The organism is Rhodococcus sp. NPDC055024 (assembly GCF_053608585.1).
In genome coordinates this window covers 690,652-707,559 of sequence record NZ_JBSGVT010000001.1, presented here as the reverse complement: position 1 = coordinate 707,559, position 16,908 = coordinate 690,652, and the positions used below count along the sequence as shown (strand labels likewise).

General features: G+C 62.8%; 18 protein-coding genes. 14 read left to right on the top strand and 4 right to left on the bottom strand.

All coding sequences use genetic code 11. From position 1 onward, the window contains the following. Positions 1–75: 75 nt before the first annotated feature. On the bottom strand, positions 76–825 hold the full coding sequence (locus ACWF6P_RS03230; RefSeq protein WP_378448482.1) for an IclR family transcriptional regulator: 750 nt from the start codon (positions 823–825) through the stop codon (positions 76–78). Between the two features lie 247 nt (positions 826–1,072). Here ACWF6P_RS03230 and ACWF6P_RS03225 point away from each other — a divergent pair, with 247 nt between their 5' ends. From ACWF6P_RS03225 to ACWF6P_RS03185, 9 genes are all read left to right on the top strand, one after another. Continuing rightward, positions 1,073–2,125 carry an NrtA/SsuA/CpmA family ABC transporter substrate-binding protein gene (locus tag ACWF6P_RS03225; RefSeq protein WP_452619952.1) on the top strand — a complete coding sequence of 351 codons (1,053 nt, stop codon included), beginning with the start codon at positions 1,073–1,075 and terminating at the stop codon, positions 2,123–2,125. 4 nt (positions 2,126–2,129) lie between these two features. Next, positions 2,130–2,987 carry an ABC transporter permease gene (locus ACWF6P_RS03220; RefSeq protein WP_378448484.1) on the top strand — a complete coding sequence of 286 codons (858 nt, stop codon included), beginning with the start codon at positions 2,130–2,132 and terminating at the stop codon, positions 2,985–2,987. Beyond that, a complete protein-coding gene (locus ACWF6P_RS03215; RefSeq protein ID WP_452619951.1) occupies positions 2,984–3,826 on the top strand; it encodes an ABC transporter ATP-binding protein in 843 nt (280 codons plus the stop codon). The genes ACWF6P_RS03220 and ACWF6P_RS03215 overlap by 4 nt, the downstream gene beginning before the upstream one ends. Beyond that, entirely contained in the window at positions 3,810–4,850 is a 1,041-nt protein-coding gene (locus ACWF6P_RS03210) for an ABC transporter substrate-binding protein (RefSeq protein ID WP_452619950.1), read from the top strand. Before ACWF6P_RS03215 ends, ACWF6P_RS03210 begins: the two co-directional genes overlap by 17 nt. Next, positions 4,847–5,938 (top strand): LLM class flavin-dependent oxidoreductase, encoded by a 1,092-nt coding sequence (locus ACWF6P_RS03205; protein WP_452619949.1) that lies wholly within the window; start codon positions 4,847–4,849, stop codon positions 5,936–5,938. Before ACWF6P_RS03210 ends, ACWF6P_RS03205 begins: the two co-directional genes overlap by 4 nt. Further along, complete coding sequence (locus ACWF6P_RS03200) at positions 5,935–7,089, top strand: LLM class flavin-dependent oxidoreductase (protein ID WP_378541396.1); 1,155 nt, start codon at positions 5,935–5,937, stop codon at positions 7,087–7,089. The genes ACWF6P_RS03205 and ACWF6P_RS03200 overlap by 4 nt, the downstream gene beginning before the upstream one ends. Continuing rightward, positions 7,086–7,793 (top strand): class II aldolase/adducin family protein, encoded by a 708-nt coding sequence (locus ACWF6P_RS03195; protein ID WP_452619948.1) that lies wholly within the window; start codon positions 7,086–7,088, stop codon positions 7,791–7,793. The genes ACWF6P_RS03200 and ACWF6P_RS03195 overlap by 4 nt, the downstream gene beginning before the upstream one ends. 40 nt (positions 7,794–7,833) lie before the next feature. Continuing rightward, entirely contained in the window at positions 7,834–8,775 is a 942-nt protein-coding gene (locus ACWF6P_RS03190; RefSeq protein ID WP_452619947.1) for an ABC transporter substrate-binding protein, read from the top strand. A 227-nt stretch (positions 8,776–9,002) separates the two neighbouring features. After that, on the top strand, positions 9,003–10,253 hold the full coding sequence (locus tag ACWF6P_RS03185) for a reverse transcriptase family protein (protein WP_452619946.1): 1,251 nt from the start codon (positions 9,003–9,005) through the stop codon (positions 10,251–10,253). Between the two features lie 13 nt (positions 10,254–10,266). On the opposite strand, the gene ACWF6P_RS03180 is transcribed toward ACWF6P_RS03185, so the two are convergent. From ACWF6P_RS03180 to ACWF6P_RS03170, 3 genes are read right to left on the bottom strand one after another with little or no spacing between them, the layout of a single operon-like run. After that, positions 10,267–10,653: a RidA family protein gene (locus ACWF6P_RS03180; RefSeq protein ID WP_003946047.1), complete on the bottom strand. Its 387-nt coding sequence runs from the start codon at positions 10,651–10,653 to the stop codon at positions 10,267–10,269. A gap of 43 nt (positions 10,654–10,696) precedes the next feature. Next, a complete protein-coding gene (locus ACWF6P_RS03175) occupies positions 10,697–11,509 on the bottom strand; it encodes an alpha/beta fold hydrolase (RefSeq protein WP_452619945.1) in 813 nt (270 codons plus the stop codon). After that, positions 11,506–12,288: an IclR family transcriptional regulator gene (locus ACWF6P_RS03170; protein WP_019746079.1), complete on the bottom strand. Its 783-nt coding sequence runs from the start codon at positions 12,286–12,288 to the stop codon at positions 11,506–11,508. Before ACWF6P_RS03170 ends, ACWF6P_RS03175 begins: the two co-directional genes overlap by 4 nt. A 195-nt stretch (positions 12,289–12,483) precedes the next feature. Between ACWF6P_RS03170 and ACWF6P_RS03165 the strand changes: the two genes are divergently transcribed. Genes ACWF6P_RS03165 through ACWF6P_RS03145 form a run of 5 tightly spaced genes read left to right on the top strand, consistent with a single transcriptional unit; the run spans position 12,484 to position 16,908 of the window. Further along, positions 12,484–13,488: an ABC transporter substrate-binding protein gene (locus tag ACWF6P_RS03165; protein ID WP_452619944.1), complete on the top strand. Its 1,005-nt coding sequence runs from the start codon at positions 12,484–12,486 to the stop codon at positions 13,486–13,488. 10 nt (positions 13,489–13,498) lie between these two features. Then, positions 13,499–14,281 (top strand): ABC transporter permease, encoded by a 783-nt coding sequence (locus ACWF6P_RS03160; protein ID WP_452619943.1) that lies wholly within the window; start codon positions 13,499–13,501, stop codon positions 14,279–14,281. 2 nt (positions 14,282–14,283) lie between these two features. Beyond that, positions 14,284–15,066 (top strand): ABC transporter permease, encoded by a 783-nt coding sequence (locus ACWF6P_RS03155; RefSeq protein ID WP_452620436.1) that lies wholly within the window; start codon positions 14,284–14,286, stop codon positions 15,064–15,066. Beyond that, positions 15,066–15,872: an ABC transporter ATP-binding protein gene (locus ACWF6P_RS03150; RefSeq protein ID WP_452619942.1), complete on the top strand. Its 807-nt coding sequence runs from the start codon at positions 15,066–15,068 to the stop codon at positions 15,870–15,872. The genes ACWF6P_RS03155 and ACWF6P_RS03150 overlap by 1 nt, the downstream gene beginning before the upstream one ends. A 25-nt stretch (positions 15,873–15,897) precedes the next feature. Next, positions 15,898–16,908, top strand: a complete 1,011-nt coding sequence (locus tag ACWF6P_RS03145; RefSeq protein WP_452619941.1) for a YdcF family protein — start codon at positions 15,898–15,900, stop codon at positions 16,906–16,908.

Here is a 16,908-nt window from a genome sequence, read left to right as displayed (position 1 = left end):
CATTGTGCGATCGCGCCCTCGACTTCAACGGTAATCACGTTCGGCCGGATCTGCCACAAGCGCTTTCACATCAATTCAGAGAAGGACCTCACCGATCTGTCGTGCAGTCACCTTGGCAAGATCCGCGAGGAACGGAATCCGTTCGTCGATCATCAACTCCACAGGGCCACGGAGCCCGAGAGCGTAACGCACAGTGCCTGATCCATCGACGATCGGAATTCCGATCGTCCGGAAATCCGGGGTCAACTCCTCGTCGTTGAATCCGTAACCGCGCTCGCGGGTCAATTCCAACTCCCGACGGATACCGGCAACATCGGTGATCGCACGCTGGGTGGTCGCTTCACGTGGCAGGGCAGCGAGTTCCGAGTCGTCGACATCGGACCAGGCCAGAAAGGCTTTCCCCAGTGCGCTCGCATGCAAGGGAAGGCGAACACCCTGCAGCACGTGTCCGTCGGCCTCACGCCACCGGCTGAAACCGAGTAACACCACCTCACTTCCGCTTCGCACTGCCAGCGAGGCTGATGCTCCTGTCGTCGCGGCCAATTGCTCCAAGTAAGGCTCGGACAGATAGATTCGATGCTGCCGGTAGGAGACCTGCCCGTAGGCCGCCAGCGCCGCGCCGATGCGATACCGACTGGTTGCGTCGTCCTTCTCGAGGAACCCTGCGTCGACGAGCGACTGCAGTAATCGATGCGTGGTGCTGACCGCAAGCTCTTGTCGCCGCGCAACTTCCGAGACTCCCAGTTCTTCGCCACTGCGAAAACATGTGAGCATGGTCAGGGCACGGGTTACCGTCTGAACTCCCGCGCCGCGTGCGTCCGTCACGAACGATCCTTTCGCTGTGGCCTGATCGACCTGAGAATCGGACGCTAACACGGACCCAGCAGTCCGGCCATCCTTTCCATCAGATGGAAAGGAAGCAGATGGAGACCTGCAAAAGCCCAGATGAACAGACTTCCGATGTTGTCAAGATTTCCAATCTCCAGAAAACAAACGGGGGTAAAACGGACTGGCACCCAATAGCGTCATCGTCGTCAGTTCTGACGATTCAACGCCTGAAGGAGCCACATACATGTCCCGCTTCCGCCGACTGCCACGAGCTGCCGCTGCGCTCGCCATGATCCCGCTGGCCGGGTTGGCGGTGGCGTGTGGGTCTTCCGATTCCGACAGCGCCGCAGGCAATTCCAGCGCAGCCTTCACACTCAAGGTCTTCGATCCCGGAAACTCCGGTGCCATCGCCGTCGGCAAGCGCGACGGAACCTACGACGAGGCGCTTGCACCGCTGGGCGCAAAGATCGAATGGGTCAAGACCACACCGGGATTCAGCTCCAACCTCAAACTTTTCAACAGCGGCGAACTCGACATCCAAACCGGCGCATACAGTCCCGTCGTCGGCGCACTGTCCAAGGACGTGGGTGTCCGCATCTTTGCGACGTCGGACCCGTACAACAAGGACCAGGCCGGCATCATCGCCACTCCGGAATCCGGCATCAAGACCGTGGCCGATCTGGCCGGCAAGCGCATTGCCGTCAACCCGGCAGGCAAGGGCGAGTACATCACGCTCAAGGCTCTGACACAGGCCGGAGTGCCGATCGATTCCGTCGAACGTGTTCCGCTGCAACAGGCAGACGCCGCGTCGGCATTCTCCACCGGGCAGGTCGACGCCTGGGCCTCGTTCCTGATTCCTTACCAGGAGGCCAAGGCCAAGGGCGCGGTCGAGATCGCAACCGAAGCGAGCATCGACTCCGTGGACAGCACCATCATCGCCGGCCGCACCGCGATTCTCGAAGAACATCCCGAGGTGGTCCAGAAGTTCCTCGAGGTCACGCAGGAACTCACCGCGAAGCAGCAGGCCGACCCGGCAGCATTCGAGAACGTCTTCGAACAGACCGGTCCGCGTGCTCTCTCCGGACAGCGACTCGACGACGCGATCACCCTGGGCGGCCAGATCACCAACTTCCGCTACCCGACCGCAGCGGATGCCACCGACCTCGAATCCATCTCCACGCTGTTCGCCGAGAACAAGGTGATCCAGCAGCCGATCAAGGGCAGTGACGTGATCTTCGACCTCCAGGGTGCTGTGGCAGGTTCGGCAGCGGCAGCGCCCACCGCCGAGGGGAAGTGACCCGATGGTGACGCTGACCCGGCCCGCACGAACTGCGTCGCCGTCAGTGGAGCATCCGCAACTCGAGACACCGCGTTACCGGCGCAATCGCAGCAGGCCCAAGTGGGTCTCGATCCCCCTCCGCTTCCTCGTGCCCGCGCTGCTGGTTGCCGGATGGTGGATCGGGTCGGCTACCGGGCTGATCCGCGAAGAGATCCTGGCCGGACCTCCGGCGGTGTGGACGGCTTTCGCCGAGCTGTACGAGTCGGGCCAGTTGGTCGACTTCGGTCTCGCGTCGCTTCAACGTGCTGCGCTCGGTGTTTCGGTCGGTGTGATCGTGGGATTGGTGCTCGGGGTTCTGTCCGGTCTCTCCTCGCTCGGTGAAGAGCTGATCGACTCCACCATGCAGATCAACCGCGCGGTGCCGTTCCTCGCGCTCGTTCCGTTGTTCATCGCCTGGTTCGGTATCGACGAAACTTTCAAGGTGGTACTGATCGCCGTCGCGACCGTCGCCCCGATGTACGCGTACACCTACCTCGGAGTTCGCGGAGTCGACCGAAAGATGGTGGAAGCGGCACAGGGTTTCGGCCTGACCGGTTGGCGACTGGTCTTCGGGGCAATTCTTCCGACCGCCCTCCCCGGTGTTCTGATGGGGCTTCGAATCTGCCTGTCGCTCAGCATCACCGGATTGATCGCAGCCGAGCAGGTCGGCACGCGCGAGGGTATCGGATATCTGGTCACCCTGGCGCAGGAATACAACCGCACCGACTACATGGTTCTGTGCATCGTCATGTACGCGGCACTGGGTCTGATATTCGATGCAATCGTCAGACTGATCGAGCGGTACTCGATGCCGTGGCGGCGATTGTCGGTGGCACGATGACGAATACAACCATCGGCTCGCTTCCATCCGCCGAAGCACCTCTGCCGCCGTTGGCAACCCGTGAGCGGACCGGCACCACCGCGGCCGAGCGACGGGCCGGATCACCGGTAGCGGTCTCGCTCACCGGAGTGCGTAAGTCGTTCGGCGACAAGACTATTCTGGGTGGTATCGACCTCGAGATCACGCGCGGTGAGTTCGTCGTCCTCCTCGGTCCCAGCGGTACCGGCAAGACGACACTGCTGCGAGTGCTCTCCGGATTGGAAGCACCGGACAGCGGTGAGGTGCTGGTCCCGCGCGACCGCACGGTCGTCTACCAAGAACCGCGATTGATACCGTCGAAGCGAGTTCTGGCCAATGTCACAGTGGGACAAAAGCGATCGCGCCAGGTGGTCGACAACGCCCGCAACGCTCTCTCCGAGGTCAACCTCGCGGACAAGCACCGAGCCTGGCCTGCCACCCTCTCCGGCGGTGAGGCCCAACGCGTCGCATTGGCTCGTGCCCTCGTCCGCGAACCTGAACTGCTGCTACTCGACGAACCCTTTGCCGCTCTCGACGCTCTGACGCGGCTCCAAATGCAAGACCTGGTAGGCGATCTGGTCGCGCGTCACCGTCCCGCGGTATTGCTCGTCACTCACGACGTCGACGAAGCCGTACGACTCGCCGACCGCGTGCTCATTCTCGACAAGGGTGGGTTTGCCGTGGACGTCGACATCGACCTGCCACGCCCCCGCGATCGGAACGATCCCGAATCTTTGCGCTACCGAGCGAGTTTCCTGAAGGAGCTCGGCGTCGGCCGCACCTTCCCCGACGGACAGGACAGTCATGACATTGATCGCTGATTCCGCAATCGACACACTCTGGTACACCCGCTGCCCCGTCCCCACCGCGAGCGGACTCGCCAACAGCCTCGGTTGGCTCGACCGGACGGCAAACGAATCCGGAGTGCGTTTCGGCGTTCTGCAAGATGCGGGACCGGAGTTGGCAGTGCGCCATTTCGACCACCAACTCTCCGGACTCATTCGCGAAGGCGGCAACGTCCCCGCGCTGGCCGCGCGTGCCGGTGGTTCACCGACAAGGCTGATCGGACTCACCTGGATCGACGAGGCCCAGGCGATCTTGGTGCGCGGTGACTCCGACATCCGAGAAGCAGGCCTGCTGGCCGGCGCTCGGATCGGAATCCCGGCCTGGGCGGCGGACCAGGCCAGGAGCTTTCCTCGCGCCATGGCTCTGCACGGCTTCGCCTCGGCACTTCGGCTGGGCGGGTTGAGTTTTGCCGACGTCACGCTCGTCGAGGTAGCAACGACGGCAGCCCCCGAGGTCCGCACTGCCTCCTCCAGTCGCAACACGACGTGGGGCGTCGAATCCCTGCTACGCGGCGACGTCGACGCCATCTACGTCAAGGGAGCCCGCGCCCAGGAAGTTGCACGCGAACACGGCCTCGCGGTGGCCGTCGATCTCGATTCCACTGCATCCCTGCGTGATCGCGTCAACAACGGCACTCCACGCCCGATCACGGTTCACGCCGATCTACTCGAACAGCGTCCGGACATCGTTGTCGGTTTCCTCGCCGAGAGCCTGAGGGCGGCGGACTGGGCGGCAGCCAACCTCGACGAGGTCCGGGCTGTGCTGCAGACCGAAACACAGTCGGGGCCCGAAGGTGTGGTGGCAGCGTACGGCGAGAACTTCCACACCGGACTGCACTTGAGCCTGTCGGACGAGCGTGTGGACCTGCTCGGGGTGCAGAAGCAATTCCTGTACGCGCACGGTTTCCTCGCCGCCGACTTCGACCTGCAGTCGTGGGTGGCGCATGAACCCCTGGAACAGGCACGCAGGCTTGTTGCTCAGAAGGGCGCAGAAGAATGACGGACGTCTACTGGGAGCTACCCTCGCGCGGTGACGGACGCCGGGCGGTGGCCGCGCTCAACAGTCGCGGCGGCTTCGGCGCGCAACGCCCCGCCACCATCGCGACCGATGTTCGCCCCGGAAACTTCGGGCCCTTCGACGAACTGGCGCAGATCGTTCTGGCAGCCGAACTGTCGGGCGTCGACGGGGTAGTCGCACCGTACGATCCGGGCGGAGAAGAATCCTGGATCGTTGCTGCCGCAGCACTACGTCAGACGCGTCATTCGCGAGTGGTCGTCGAGTTTCACCCTACTTTCGGCACTCCAGTCTATGCCGCCAAAATGTCTGCGACACTTCAGCGTCTGTCGGCAGGTCGTCTCGAGTGGCGAGTGAAGGTCGACACAGACGCCGACGATGCCACCGCTCGCGGTGACGTGGTTCGAGGAGCCGACCGCTACGCTCGCGCCGCGGAGTTTCTGACCGTCGCACGCGGTGTGTGGAACGAGGAACAGATTCTGCCAGGTGGATTCGGCGGTACCGGCTACGACTTCGACGGCGAGTACTACGACGTACTCGGCGGCGGGTTCCGAGGCATCTTGTCCGGACTCCCTTTTCCCCGAGTGCATCTGACCGGCGACTCTCCGGAAGCTCTGGAACTGTCCGCCCACCATGGCGACGTCCATCAGTTCACCATCGCCGGCGACGAGTTGTCGACGCGGATCACCGCCCTCGACGACCGAGCGTCCGAACTCGGCAGGACAGTCGAGAAGGTCCTGCGCATCCCGATCATCGCGCGGGAGACAGCCGACGAAGCCTGGGCTCGCGTCGAACGACAACTGAGAGAATCCGATTCCGCGGCACTCGAGATCGATCGTGGCGGCATCCTGTGGTCCGGATTCGACCGCATCGGCTACGAGCACAGTATCGGCCTCGTGGGAAGCTACGAGGAAGTGGCGCAGCGATTGTCGTCGTATCGCGATCTCGGCGTGGACGGTTTCGTCCTGTCCGGTCGGCCACACATCGAAGAGCTGCACCGGGCGGGCGAGCATCTCCTGCACCTGGTCGATCCCGAGGGTCGGATCCGCAAAGAAGAGAAGGCCACCGCATGAGTATCGATTTCTATTGGCGGATCGGGATGGAGGGCGACCATGCGTCGCTGCGCACCCCGCGCCGCTACAACCGCGGCGACGCCGGTGGCTACGGGCCGGGCAACATCGCTCCCGCGATCCGCGGCGGCGAATTGGACGGCTACAGCTACATCGACCACATGGCCGCAGTGGCAAAGGCTTCCGAGTCCGCTGGCTTTCTCGGTGGACTGCTGCCGTCCTTCCCGATGACCGAGGATCCGTGGGCGACCGCAGCAGCGTTGGCCGCCGAGACCACCACGTACCGCTTCATGGTCGCGTTCCAACCGGGGTTCCTTCACCCGGTGCAGGCCGCGCGGATGTCGGCCAGTCTGCAGCGCGCAACCGGCGGACGTCTGGTGTACAACATCATCAGTGGCGGAGGCGGAGCGCCTCAGCTGTGGTGGGGCGACAAGGTCGACCACGACGACCGCTACACCAGGACGTCCGAGTTCCTCGATGTCCTCAAAGGTGTTTGGGACGGCGAACCTTTCGACTTCGACGGTCGCTTCTTCCAAACCCAGGGCGCCGCACTGCCACCCGGACTTGCCGGCCAGCCGTTTCCCGAGGTGTACTTCTCCGGATCGTCGGCTGCAGCCGTCGCCGCCGCCGGACTGCACTCCGACTACTACCTTTCCTGGCTGGAGCCGTACGCCGACTTGAGATCCAAGATCGACGGTGTGCGGGAGAACTCGGCCAAACTCGGACGCACCCCGAAGTTCGCCGTGCGCATCGACGTCGTCGCCCGGCACACCGAAGAAGCCGCGTGGGCCGAGATCGAGAAGGGTTGGGCCTTCGTCGACAAGGGCGCTGCCGATCGTGCAGCGCAGGGTGATTCGGTTGGCGCTGCCCGCATCAAAGGCTGGGTGCCCGAACACATCACCGGCTACCGGGATCTGGAAGTGCAGCCCAACGTGTGGTGCGGTTTCAGCCTGATCCGCGGCGGACCGGCGTTCGGTCTGGTCGGTAGCTACGAGCAGGTCGCCGAAAGACTTGACGAGTTGCGCGAACTGGGCGTCGACGCCTTCATTCTCGCCGGTAACCCGCACCTCGAAGAGGCCTACCGCGTCGGCGAAGAAGTTCTACCTCTTCTGCAGCGCACCCCGATCACACCTTCAGGACTGGAGACCCGATGACCACCACCGAAACCCGTCTCGATGCCGACACCGCAGCATTTGTCGAGGAAGCACGTAGAGCAGCCGACAAGGCTTTCGACGTCTTCCGCAAGACCGGAACGGTTGCGGCCAACGGGACCGTCAACTTCGTCGAACGCGTGCCGGACACCGAAATTGCAGTCGCCCTGAACGATCCGGGACCGTGGGCGGATGACACATCGGTGTCACCAGTGGTCGCCACCTTCGACGGTGAGGTGCTGTCCGGTACGGGATCGGCCGGTTTTGTCACCGGGTATGCGTCCGTGTTCCGTCAGCATCCGGAGATCACCAGCGTCGTCCACATCCACACCCCGTGGCTCGGCGGTTGGGCCCAGACACACCGGAAACTGCCGATCCGCTACGCGGCTTCGCAGAGGTTGACTCTCTCCCGAGAGATTCCGCCGCACATCGATCGGTCACGATCTGCCGGCGAGTTCATCCTCGAGCGCCTCGAGCACGACCCCGATCTCGTCGCGATCTTCGAAGCCAACGGCGGGGTCAACGTCATCGGCCGCAGCGGGTTGCTCGACCTCGCGAAGTTCGTCGTCCTCCTCGAGGAAGGCGCACAGTTCCAGGCGATCGCCGAATCCCTCGGCGGCTCGGTCGAATTCGATCCGTCCAACCTCACCGTCCAGTGGGGGCGTAGCGGACTCGCCGACGAGGCGCGTCGACGCGGCCTCATCTAACCACCCCATCACAGATTCAGAACAGGAAACCGTAGATCTCATGACCGTTCGCGTCGGATACTTCCCACACAACAATTCGCTGTTCGTTCTGCGCCACACCGGAATCCTCGAACGCCGTCTCCCCGACGTCGAGTGGGTGGACCTGCGTGAGCTTCCCGCCAAGCCCGCGGTGAACCCGGAGAACGCGTTGCCGACCCTGCACTCGGACTGGCTGTTCGAGGAGGGCGGATACGACGTCATCGGAACCGGCTTCACGCCGCCCGTCACCGGGCTGGCCCAGGGCCGCGACCTCGTCTACATCGGAATCTCCGGTCCCCGAGTGGAGAACGGGCGCCTGGTGGTCAGGGCCGATTCCGAGATCAAGTCGGTAGAGGACCTGCGCGGCAAGCGCGTCGGCATCGCGCACGGATCGTGGCAGACCACACTTTTGTTGTTCGCCCTGGATCAGGCGGGACTGACGTGGTCCGACATCGTCCCCGTCGACACCGACGTCCGTGGCGGTGGAGCGGACCTCGTCGACGGCACCATCGACGCCTGGGTGGGTGCATACCCGGGGTTGACGGACATCGAAGCGAACCACGAACTGCGCACGCTGATCGCCACCGACGGACTCTTCAGCCACCCGTCACTGTGGTTCACCCGGCGCGACTTCGCCGACACCAACCCGGAGGCGCTTCAGGCGGTCATCGAGGCTCTGCAGGAATCCGACGCCTGGATCGAAGCCAACCCCCGCGAGGCCGCACAAATCTTCGTCGACGACGTCGAGAAGCGTGGCGGGTCCGCAAGCCTCGACGCCTGGGAAGCCGCACTGCGCGGACGTCCTTTCGGTGTAAACGCCGTCACCGAAGAATTCCTCGACGAGCAGCAGCGCGCGGCCGATCTCCTGCTGAACAACGGACTACTGCCGCAAGCGGTCACCGTTCGCGAAGCAGTAGTGCCGTGGATCAGCGAGTTCGTCGGTTCGGATCGTTCGTCGGTCTGAGAGTCTGCACCTGGCAGGTGACAGATACCGAACGGTCTGCCATTGTGAAGGAATGCGGCGGCGTGTGGGTGAGAGTTGGTCCACGCGACCAGTCTCAGGGGTAACCCCTGGGTCGGCCAGAAGAATTGGATACTGCGTCCACCGGCGCTCGGCACGCTCCGCGTGCTTGCCGCCGCTCCGGACAAAGGATTTGGTCACCCCACGCCGCCGCATCCCGGGCTCGAATCATGCGTGACTTCGAGCTCGATCCCGAGTTGGCGCGACTCCTGGCAGTTGCAGCCGCTGATGCTCCATGGACTCTCGGTGGGCTCGAAGAGGCATTCGGAAAGGTCCACGGTGTCTCAGCGACATCACTCGCCGTCCGAGTGCTCGACCTCATGCCGGCCCCACCGTTCGAACCACAGACCCTGTACCGATTGCTACGCGAACTGCCGCGGCTTCGACCAGTCCCGGTCTCACTCGACACCAACGAATCCTCGGTGTGGCGGTTCGACGTCCCCCACTACAACACCAGTGCAGATCTGGCGCGTTCACTGGATCTGACGATCTCCGAACTCGAGTGGTTTGCCGACCGCGGGGAGTGGCTGCGTACGAAACCCCTACCGCTACGCCACTACCGGCCAATGCAGATCAGCAAGAAGGCCGGCGCTCGCCTCCTCGAGATACCGAAACCCCGGTTGCGCGAAATCCAACGGAAGATATTGCGCCGCATACTCGACCAGGTGCCCGCACACGACGCGGCCCACGGGTTTGTCCGTGGTCGAAGTCCGCTGACTTTTGCAGCGCCGCACGCACAGTCGGATATCGTGATCGGTGTAGACCTCGCACAGTTCTTCCCGTCGATCACCGGTGAGCGAGTCCACGCGACCTTCGCCGCCCTCGGGTATCCACCCGCAGTGGCAGGAGCTCTCACCGGATTGTGCACCGTCACAACACCTGCCGATACCCTGCGCGGTCTGCCGTACGCGCAGGCGTCGCAGCTACGATCCGCGCATCTGCCACAGGGTGCGCCCACTTCGCCTGCACTGGCGAATCTCGTCGCGCGCAAACTCGACATCCGGTTGAGCGGGCTCGCACAAGCGAACTGGCTCACCTACACCCGATATGCCGACGACCTCGCCTTCTCCGGAATCGAAGTGGCAGACGTCGGCACCCTCCTGTGGACGGTTAAGCAGATCGCCAGGGACGAAGGGTTTGCCGTCCATCCGCGAAAGACCAAGGTGATGCGCCCTCATCGACGCCAACACCTCACCGGACTGGTGATCAACGACCAACCGTCGTATCCGCGTGACGATTACGATCGTCTGCGCGCCCTGCTTCACAATGCCGCCAATACGTCTGCGCAGGAACAGAATCGGGACGGTATCGAGAACTTTCGGGCTCACGTCTACGGCCGGATCGCGCACATCGGCGAAACCAGCACTACACGCCGACGCACATTGCTGCGCCTGGCTGAACGTGTGGATTGGGACGACTAGTGCGCGCGAGCAGTCAGACCCGCGGGGTGTACGCCATGCATTCGACTTCCATGTGCGCACCCAGTGCCAGTCCGTCTGTTCCGAACGCGCTACGTGCCGGCAGTCTCGATGCCGGGAAGTACTCGAGATAGACCTTGTTGAACTCCTGCCAGCGAGACATGTCGTCAAGCATGACAGTGCATTTGAAGATCGCTTCGACACCGGATCCGTAGGCGATCAACGAAGCGACGATGTTCTCCATGGTCTGGCGGGCTTGCGCTTCGAAGCCGTCGGCCAAGGTCCCGTCGGGAAGCATGCCGATCTGACCCGACAGATACAGAACGTCTCCGACGCGCACTCCGGTGGAGAACGGTGTGTCGAAAGCGGGTGGGATGAACTCGACGGTCTGAGATGAATCCATTAGGTCTCCTCGGAAGTGGAATATGTTTGGCGAGTAGCCGATTTCAGCGCACTGGACGGGCACGAACATCGGCCAGGAAGTGCGCCACCAACTCGTTCCACGCGTGTGGGTCCTCAAAATAAGGGGAGTGGCCGCGGTCGGCAAGCTCGACCACTTCTGCGTGAGGCAGGAACTCGGCTGCGCTGCGAATCCGCTCGGGTGTCATCAAATCGTCCAGCTCACCTGCGATCAGGAGAACCGGTGCAGCCACCCCCGCAAGTTCGGCCGGCGAATAGTTGTGGGTCTTGAGAATTCGGAAGAACTCGGTGTCAGGTGGGCGATGGCCGAACGTGCCGAGAGCTTGGTACAGATATGCCCTGGCCATGTCCAAGCTCGGCAGCCGTCCGCCCACAGCGGGATGTTCCCCCAGAGGCCGCGCGGTGACGGGCGCTGCGGTGAGGGGCGGTGCGCTGTCCGGACCGAAGCCGACGGGAATGCCGCCGGTCGTGCAGGCCAGTACTACCGACTCCACCCGGTCCTGAACAGCGATCGCGGTTCCCAGTGCGGCCCAACCACCCATCGACTGGCCCACCACATGGGCTCGATCGACGTCCAACAGGTCCATGATTTCGATCAGATCAGAGACGGCCGCTACCGGGCCGTGGTTGCCGTTCTCGTTGGTAGAGCGGCCGAATCCTCGCTGATCCCAGCTGATCACCCGATAATGCTGAGCGAAGTAGGGCACCTGCTGGTACCAGACGGCCGCATTTCCGCCGAGACCGTGCGTGAGGATCAGATCCGGGCCCTCGCCGGCAGTCTCGTACCAGACCCGTTCGCCGTCTGCGACGGTGATGAAGCCCTCGGTCCGTGGAATCATCCTTCTTCTCCTGTGTCGGACGGGCGCTTGCCCGAAGTGTGGTCAGTGAGGAGTTGCTGCACTTCATCGGTGGCCCGCAGCAGGTGTTCTTCGACCATTCGCGTCGTTTTCGCATCGAAGTCGGTATCGAAACCGATCACCGTCAACGCACAGAGCGGAGACCCCTTGCGGGAAGACACTGCACGCGAGACCGAACCGATGATGTCCTGAGATCGTTTGTGGACAACGGCGAATCCGGTTTTCTGCGTCTCGGCGATGTCGGCGAGAAAGCCGGTGGGGCCTTCCAGTGGATAGCCACTCTTCTCCACCATCGCCAGGTAGGGCGCCCGGGTGTTGTCCTCGAGTGCCGCCACCAATGCGAGCGGACCCGCGAACCGGTGCGGCGGAAGCAGATCCCCGAGCATCCGAGTGATCATCTTGAGTCGCTCGGGACGCAGCGCCGCGATGATCCGCGTGCCGCCGCTCTCGAGAACCTGCAGATTCACCATCATGTCCGTGCTCTCGGACAGCACCCGCATGGTCGGATCGCACAAGGCCGCCAACGAATGCGCTGCCGCTTCGTGGGAAACCTGCAGTGCAGCCGGGCCGGGGAGATAGCGACCGTCGTAGCGGAAGACCCAACCACGGTTCGCGAGTTCTCCGAGCACTCGGTGCGCAGTCGGACGGAGCATCCCGACTTCTTCTGCCAGTTCGCTGAGCTTCATCGGCGTGGTCGAGCGCGCGATGGCCTCGAGCAGATCCAGCGCTTTGTCGACGGCGGACGCAGAACCCTTCGTCATCCGATCCCCTCCCGGTGCCGTGTGAGTACCCGGCGATCCGAAATCTCGTGTTCTTGGAAAACCCTTGGCATTCGCCTAGGAAATTACTATAGTCACAACAATCGTTCCGGCGTACGGAATTCTTTGAGCGTCTTCACCTTCCCACCGGACTCCCGGCAAGGAAGTCCTATCTTTCCCAGCGAGAGGCTTTCGGACATGACGGTTGGACATACCCTTCGGTCGACACCACGGTTCAGAGTTGTTGCCCTGGCCGCGGTTGCGACAGCCGCTTTGGCACTGACAGGCTGTTCGAGCGACGCCACGGCCTCCGACGACGGGGGCACCCAGACCACCACGATTCGTATCGCACCCCAGCCGATCGCGGACTTCGCACCGATCTGGCTGGGTATGGAGCAGGGATTCTTCACCGCTGAGGGGCTCGACATTCAACTGGTCGAGGGCGGGGCCAGCTCGTCGGCTCAAATTCCGTTGCTGCTCAGCGGAAATGCAGATATGGCGGCCACGACTGCCGCTGCCGCAATTCAGGCACGCAGCCAGAACATGCCCGTCACCATTGTCGGCGGGCTCACGAATTTTGCCGCGAATGACAGCGTCGACCAGTCCGGTCTCGTGGTCGCCAAGGACAGTTCCGTCAGCGGCTTCCGTGACCTCGAAGGCAAGACCGTCGCGATCAGCGGTTTGAAGTCCGTCAGCGAAGCGGTCATCTCTGCCGCGGTGGAGAAATCCGGCGGAGCAGCGGCCAAGGTCTCGTTCATTCAGGCGCCCATGCCCAACCTCGGCGACCTGGTTTCCACCGGCGGGGCCGACGCGGCATTCCTCATCGATCCGTTCCTGAGCAAAGCAACCGACTCGGGGCTGAAGATCCTCGGCCACCCCTTCCCCTTGGCCGCACCCGGTGTACCGGGGACCTCGCTGGTCGCTTCGGAATCGTTTGTCAATGCGAACCCGGACTCACTCGCGAAATTCCGTACAGCGCTTGCCAAATCAGTTGACTACGCCAATCAGAATCCGGGCGCGGTCAAGGCTGCACTCTCGACACAAGCCAAGATTCCGCTCGAAATGCTGGCCAACAGCAAGAATCCTCAGTTCGTCGCAGTAGTGGAACCGGGCGCACTCGGCACGGAGATCGAACTGCTGGTCAAGTACGGGGTTCTGACGGAGTCGGTTGACAGCGATTCCTTGCTGACTCCGGCCAACTGAGTTGCCTGCCTTGAGAACCCCGAAAACACGCCGCAGGCAGGTACTGCTCGGACGGCTGCTGTCGCTCTTCGCGTTGGCAGCCGCCTGGCAGGTCTTCGGAATGCTGGGCGACGAGAACGTCAAGGGTGTTCCGAAGTTCAGTGACGTGGCAGTGGCGTTCGTGGACGAGCTCGGCACCTCTTCGCTGTGGACGTCATTGGGACAGACCTTGACCACAACCGCCATCGGATTGGCTCTGTGCCTGGTGATCGGTATCCCGGCAGGACTGCTGCTTGCCGCGCACCCGTTTCTGACAGTCTCTTCCCGCTTCGTCATCGACTTCTGCCGGACCGTGCCTCCGCTCGCGATCATCCCGCTCTTTCTGTTGATCATGGGCCCGACACAACGTATGGCGGTGGCGCTGATCGTGGCGGTGAGCGTGTGGCCGATCCTGCTCCAGACCATCCACGGCGTCCGCAACGTCGATCCGGAACTACTTGCCACCGCACGATCCTTCCGGCTTCCCCTGTGGCGCAGACTCGCTCTCGTAGTTGCACCCGCGTCGATGCCGTACATCTTCACGGGAATTCGCATCTCGGCAACACTGAGTTTGCTACTGACCATCGGCGCCGAACTGATCGCCGGCGTTCCCGGACTCGGCAAGGAAATCCTGCTGAGCCAATCCGTTCCCGATCGAATGTTCGCACTGATCATCGTCGCCGGAGTACTCGGCATGCTGCTCGCCTTCACTGTGATGGCAATCGAGAATCGTTTACTTGCTTGGCATTACATCCCGAGGAGGATGACGACGTGAGAATGATGTCCGGGATTCGACTCCTCGCGTGGGAGCTGTGGTTGCCGATCTTGATCGTCGTCGTGTGGTACTTCGGATCCGCGTCGAGTAAGTCTCCGTACTTTCCGCCGCTGTCACGGATCTGGAAAGCGTTTGTGGACAACTGGTTCGGGGCAGGATTTGCACGCGATGTAGTGCCCAGCCTGACCAATCTCGGGTTCGGTCTCGCCGTAGCACTGGTGCTCGGCATCGGGGCCGGTCTTCTTCTTGCACTGTTTCCACTGGCTGCAGACATCGCCGATCCGTTTCTCCAATTCTTCCGTGCCATACCCGCACTGGCCGTACTGCCGGCCCTGTTCATCGTCTTCGGCACAGGTTCTTCGGGCAACGTCGCCGCCATCGCTTTCGGCGCGGTCTGGCCGATACTCCTCAACACCCTCGACGGCATTCGCTCCATCGACCCGAGTATTCGATTGGTGGCGCGCAGCTATCGCATCCGAACACTCCTGCTGGTCACGCAGGTACTCCTCCCCGGAGCGATGCCTCAGATAACCGTCGGTATCCGTACCAGTCTCGCGATCGGTGTCGTCATCATGGTCGGCAGCGAAATGTATGTCTCCACTGCGGGAATCGGCCACTTCGTGATCGTCGCGCAACAGACCTTTGCCATCGCAGACATGTGGTCCGGAATCCTCCTGCTCGGAATCATCGGGTACGTACTCAACGTCGGCTACGGCGTGATCGAACGATGGTTGCTCAGATGGCAGCCTCGGACCCACGGCGCACTCGCAGTGAAAGGAAACTGATGTCATCCACAGAATCTGCGGCATCCACCCCCGCAGTCGAACTGAACGGCCTCGGAGTGACCTACGGCGGACCTGCCGGCCGCGAAGTGCTTCGCGGGATCGATCTTTCGGTTGCACCGGGAGAAATCGTCTGCATCGTCGGACATTCCGGAATCGGCAAGAGCACGTTGATTCGTTGCATCGCCGGTCTGCAGAAGCCGACTACGGGTGAGATCCGCATCGCCGGGATCGCAATCGACGCTCCGCCCGCCACTCTTGCGCTCGTGTCGCAAGATTACGGACGCACACTGATGCCCTGGCTTCGAGTGGGCGAGAACGTTCGCCTGCCGCTGCGAGGCAACGGCCTGGCACGCAAGGTTCAGAACGAGAGGGTAACCGAGGCACTCACCGTCGTCGGTCTGGAAGGTGCTGCGCGTTCGTACCCTTGGCAGTTGTCCGGCGGAATGCAGCAGAGAGTGGCGATAGCTCGCGCTCTCGCCTATCGACCGCAGGTACTTCTCATGGACGAACCCTTTGCGTCGGTCGATGCGCAGACCCGCGCGGAACTCGAGGACCTGCTGCTCACCCTTCAACGTGATCTTGGCATCACCGTCCTCCTGGTCACCCACGACGTCGACGAATCGGTGTACCTGTCGGACCGGGTGGTCGTCCTCGGCGGAACCCCGGCGTTGATGCAGGACATCGTCGACGTTCCGTTGACCGGTGCGCGAGATCAACTGACCACCAAAGCGGACCCACTGTTCATCGAGGCCCGCACGAGAGTGCTGACGTCGATCCAGCAGTCGAAGGTGGTGGCGCCCGTGTAGTAGGCGCCTCGCCTAGGCTGGCTCCGTGATCCTTCTCCTCATCGGCCTCGCGCTGCTCGGCTTCTGCGGCTACCGGTTCAGACAGGACAGGCGGAGGCTGAGCAACGGTGTCTATCTACTTCTGGGACTGATCTTCACCGGCCTCTGGATGTTGCAGTCGGGTGCGCCGGGAACCGAGGTCCCGTCGTTCGTGATCGCGACGATCGCTCTGCTCTCGCCGTTGCTGGTGCTCCTGCTCGCCGGGTTCCTGATCGTCAACGGGGTCACGATGCTGCGGCGCGAGGGATTCAGCGTCGCAAATCTGCTCTCCCTCGTCGCCGGCCTCGGACTGCTCGTTCCCTATGTGCTGCTCGCATCCGCGTTGCTGACGCAGAGGTATTGGCTCGCAGTCGTTCTCGGATCATTCAGTCTGGTCGCGTCGTACCTGGGGTTCTTGTTCACGAGTTTTCTGCTCTACTCCTACGTCTACGGACGCCAGAAGTACCAGCCCGGGATGGACGCGATAGTGGTTCACGGCGCCGGGCTTTCGGGCGCCGACGTGACGCCCCTGCTGGCCAGCCGTCTGGACAAGGCTGCGGACGTGTTTCGTGCCGAGGTCCGCGAAGGACGGTCACCGCTGTTGGTCGTCAGCGGCGGGAAGGGTTCGGACGAGGTCGTCAGCGAGGCGGAGGCAATGTGCGTCTACCTCGTCGATCACGGAATCCCGCGCGAGAACGTGATGCTCGAGGACCGCTCGACCACCACGCTCGAGAACCTCGAGTACACCAGGGACCTTCTCCGTGCCAACACCACGAAGCCTCGAATGGTTCTGGTCACCAGCAACTTCCACATACTACGAACCGCGACGTTTGCCCGAAGCCTCGATCTGGATGCGGAAGTCATCGGTTCCCACACCGCCCGTTACTACCTACCGAGCGCCATTCTGCGCGAGTTCGCCGCCGTCACGGTGGAGCACAAGTGGCTCAACGGAACGGTCTGCCTGATCCTGGCCGCCCTACCTCCGCTGGTGGTCTGGGCGGCAGGAGGCATTTCGTAG

Bases quoted from the DNA above. Each gene is read 5' to 3' on its own strand.
- ACWF6P_RS03210 (WP_452619950.1), top strand. From the start codon at position 3,810: ATGACATTGATCGCTGATTCCGCAATCGACACACTCTGGTACACCCGC.
- ACWF6P_RS03175 (WP_452619945.1), bottom strand. From the start codon at position 11,509: ATGATTCCACGGACCGAGGGCTTCATCACCGTCGCAGACGGCGAACGG.
- ACWF6P_RS03185 (WP_452619946.1), top strand. From the start codon at position 9,003: ATGCGTGACTTCGAGCTCGATCCCGAGTTGGCGCGACTCCTGGCAGTT.
- ACWF6P_RS03155 (WP_452620436.1), top strand. From the start codon at position 14,284: ATGATGTCCGGGATTCGACTCCTCGCGTGGGAGCTGTGGTTGCCGATC.
- ACWF6P_RS03215 (WP_452619951.1), top strand. From the start codon at position 2,984: ATGACGAATACAACCATCGGCTCGCTTCCATCCGCCGAAGCACCTCTG.
- ACWF6P_RS03180 (WP_003946047.1), bottom strand. From the start codon at position 10,653: ATGGATTCATCTCAGACCGTCGAGTTCATCCCACCCGCTTTCGACACA.
- ACWF6P_RS03170 (WP_019746079.1), bottom strand. From the start codon at position 12,288: ATGACGAAGGGTTCTGCGTCCGCCGTCGACAAAGCGCTGGATCTGCTC.
- ACWF6P_RS03165 (WP_452619944.1), top strand. From the start codon at position 12,484: ATGACGGTTGGACATACCCTTCGGTCGACACCACGGTTCAGAGTTGTT.
- ACWF6P_RS03225 (WP_452619952.1), top strand. From the start codon at position 1,073: ATGTCCCGCTTCCGCCGACTGCCACGAGCTGCCGCTGCGCTCGCCATG.
- ACWF6P_RS03195 (WP_452619948.1), top strand. From the start codon at position 7,086: ATGACCACCACCGAAACCCGTCTCGATGCCGACACCGCAGCATTTGTC.
- ACWF6P_RS03150 (WP_452619942.1), top strand. From the start codon at position 15,066: ATGTCATCCACAGAATCTGCGGCATCCACCCCCGCAGTCGAACTGAAC.
- ACWF6P_RS03190 (WP_452619947.1), top strand. From the start codon at position 7,834: ATGACCGTTCGCGTCGGATACTTCCCACACAACAATTCGCTGTTCGTT.
- ACWF6P_RS03200 (WP_378541396.1), top strand. From the start codon at position 5,935: ATGAGTATCGATTTCTATTGGCGGATCGGGATGGAGGGCGACCATGCG.
- ACWF6P_RS03205 (WP_452619949.1), top strand. From the start codon at position 4,847: ATGACGGACGTCTACTGGGAGCTACCCTCGCGCGGTGACGGACGCCGG.
- ACWF6P_RS03220 (WP_378448484.1), top strand. From the start codon at position 2,130: ATGGTGACGCTGACCCGGCCCGCACGAACTGCGTCGCCGTCAGTGGAG.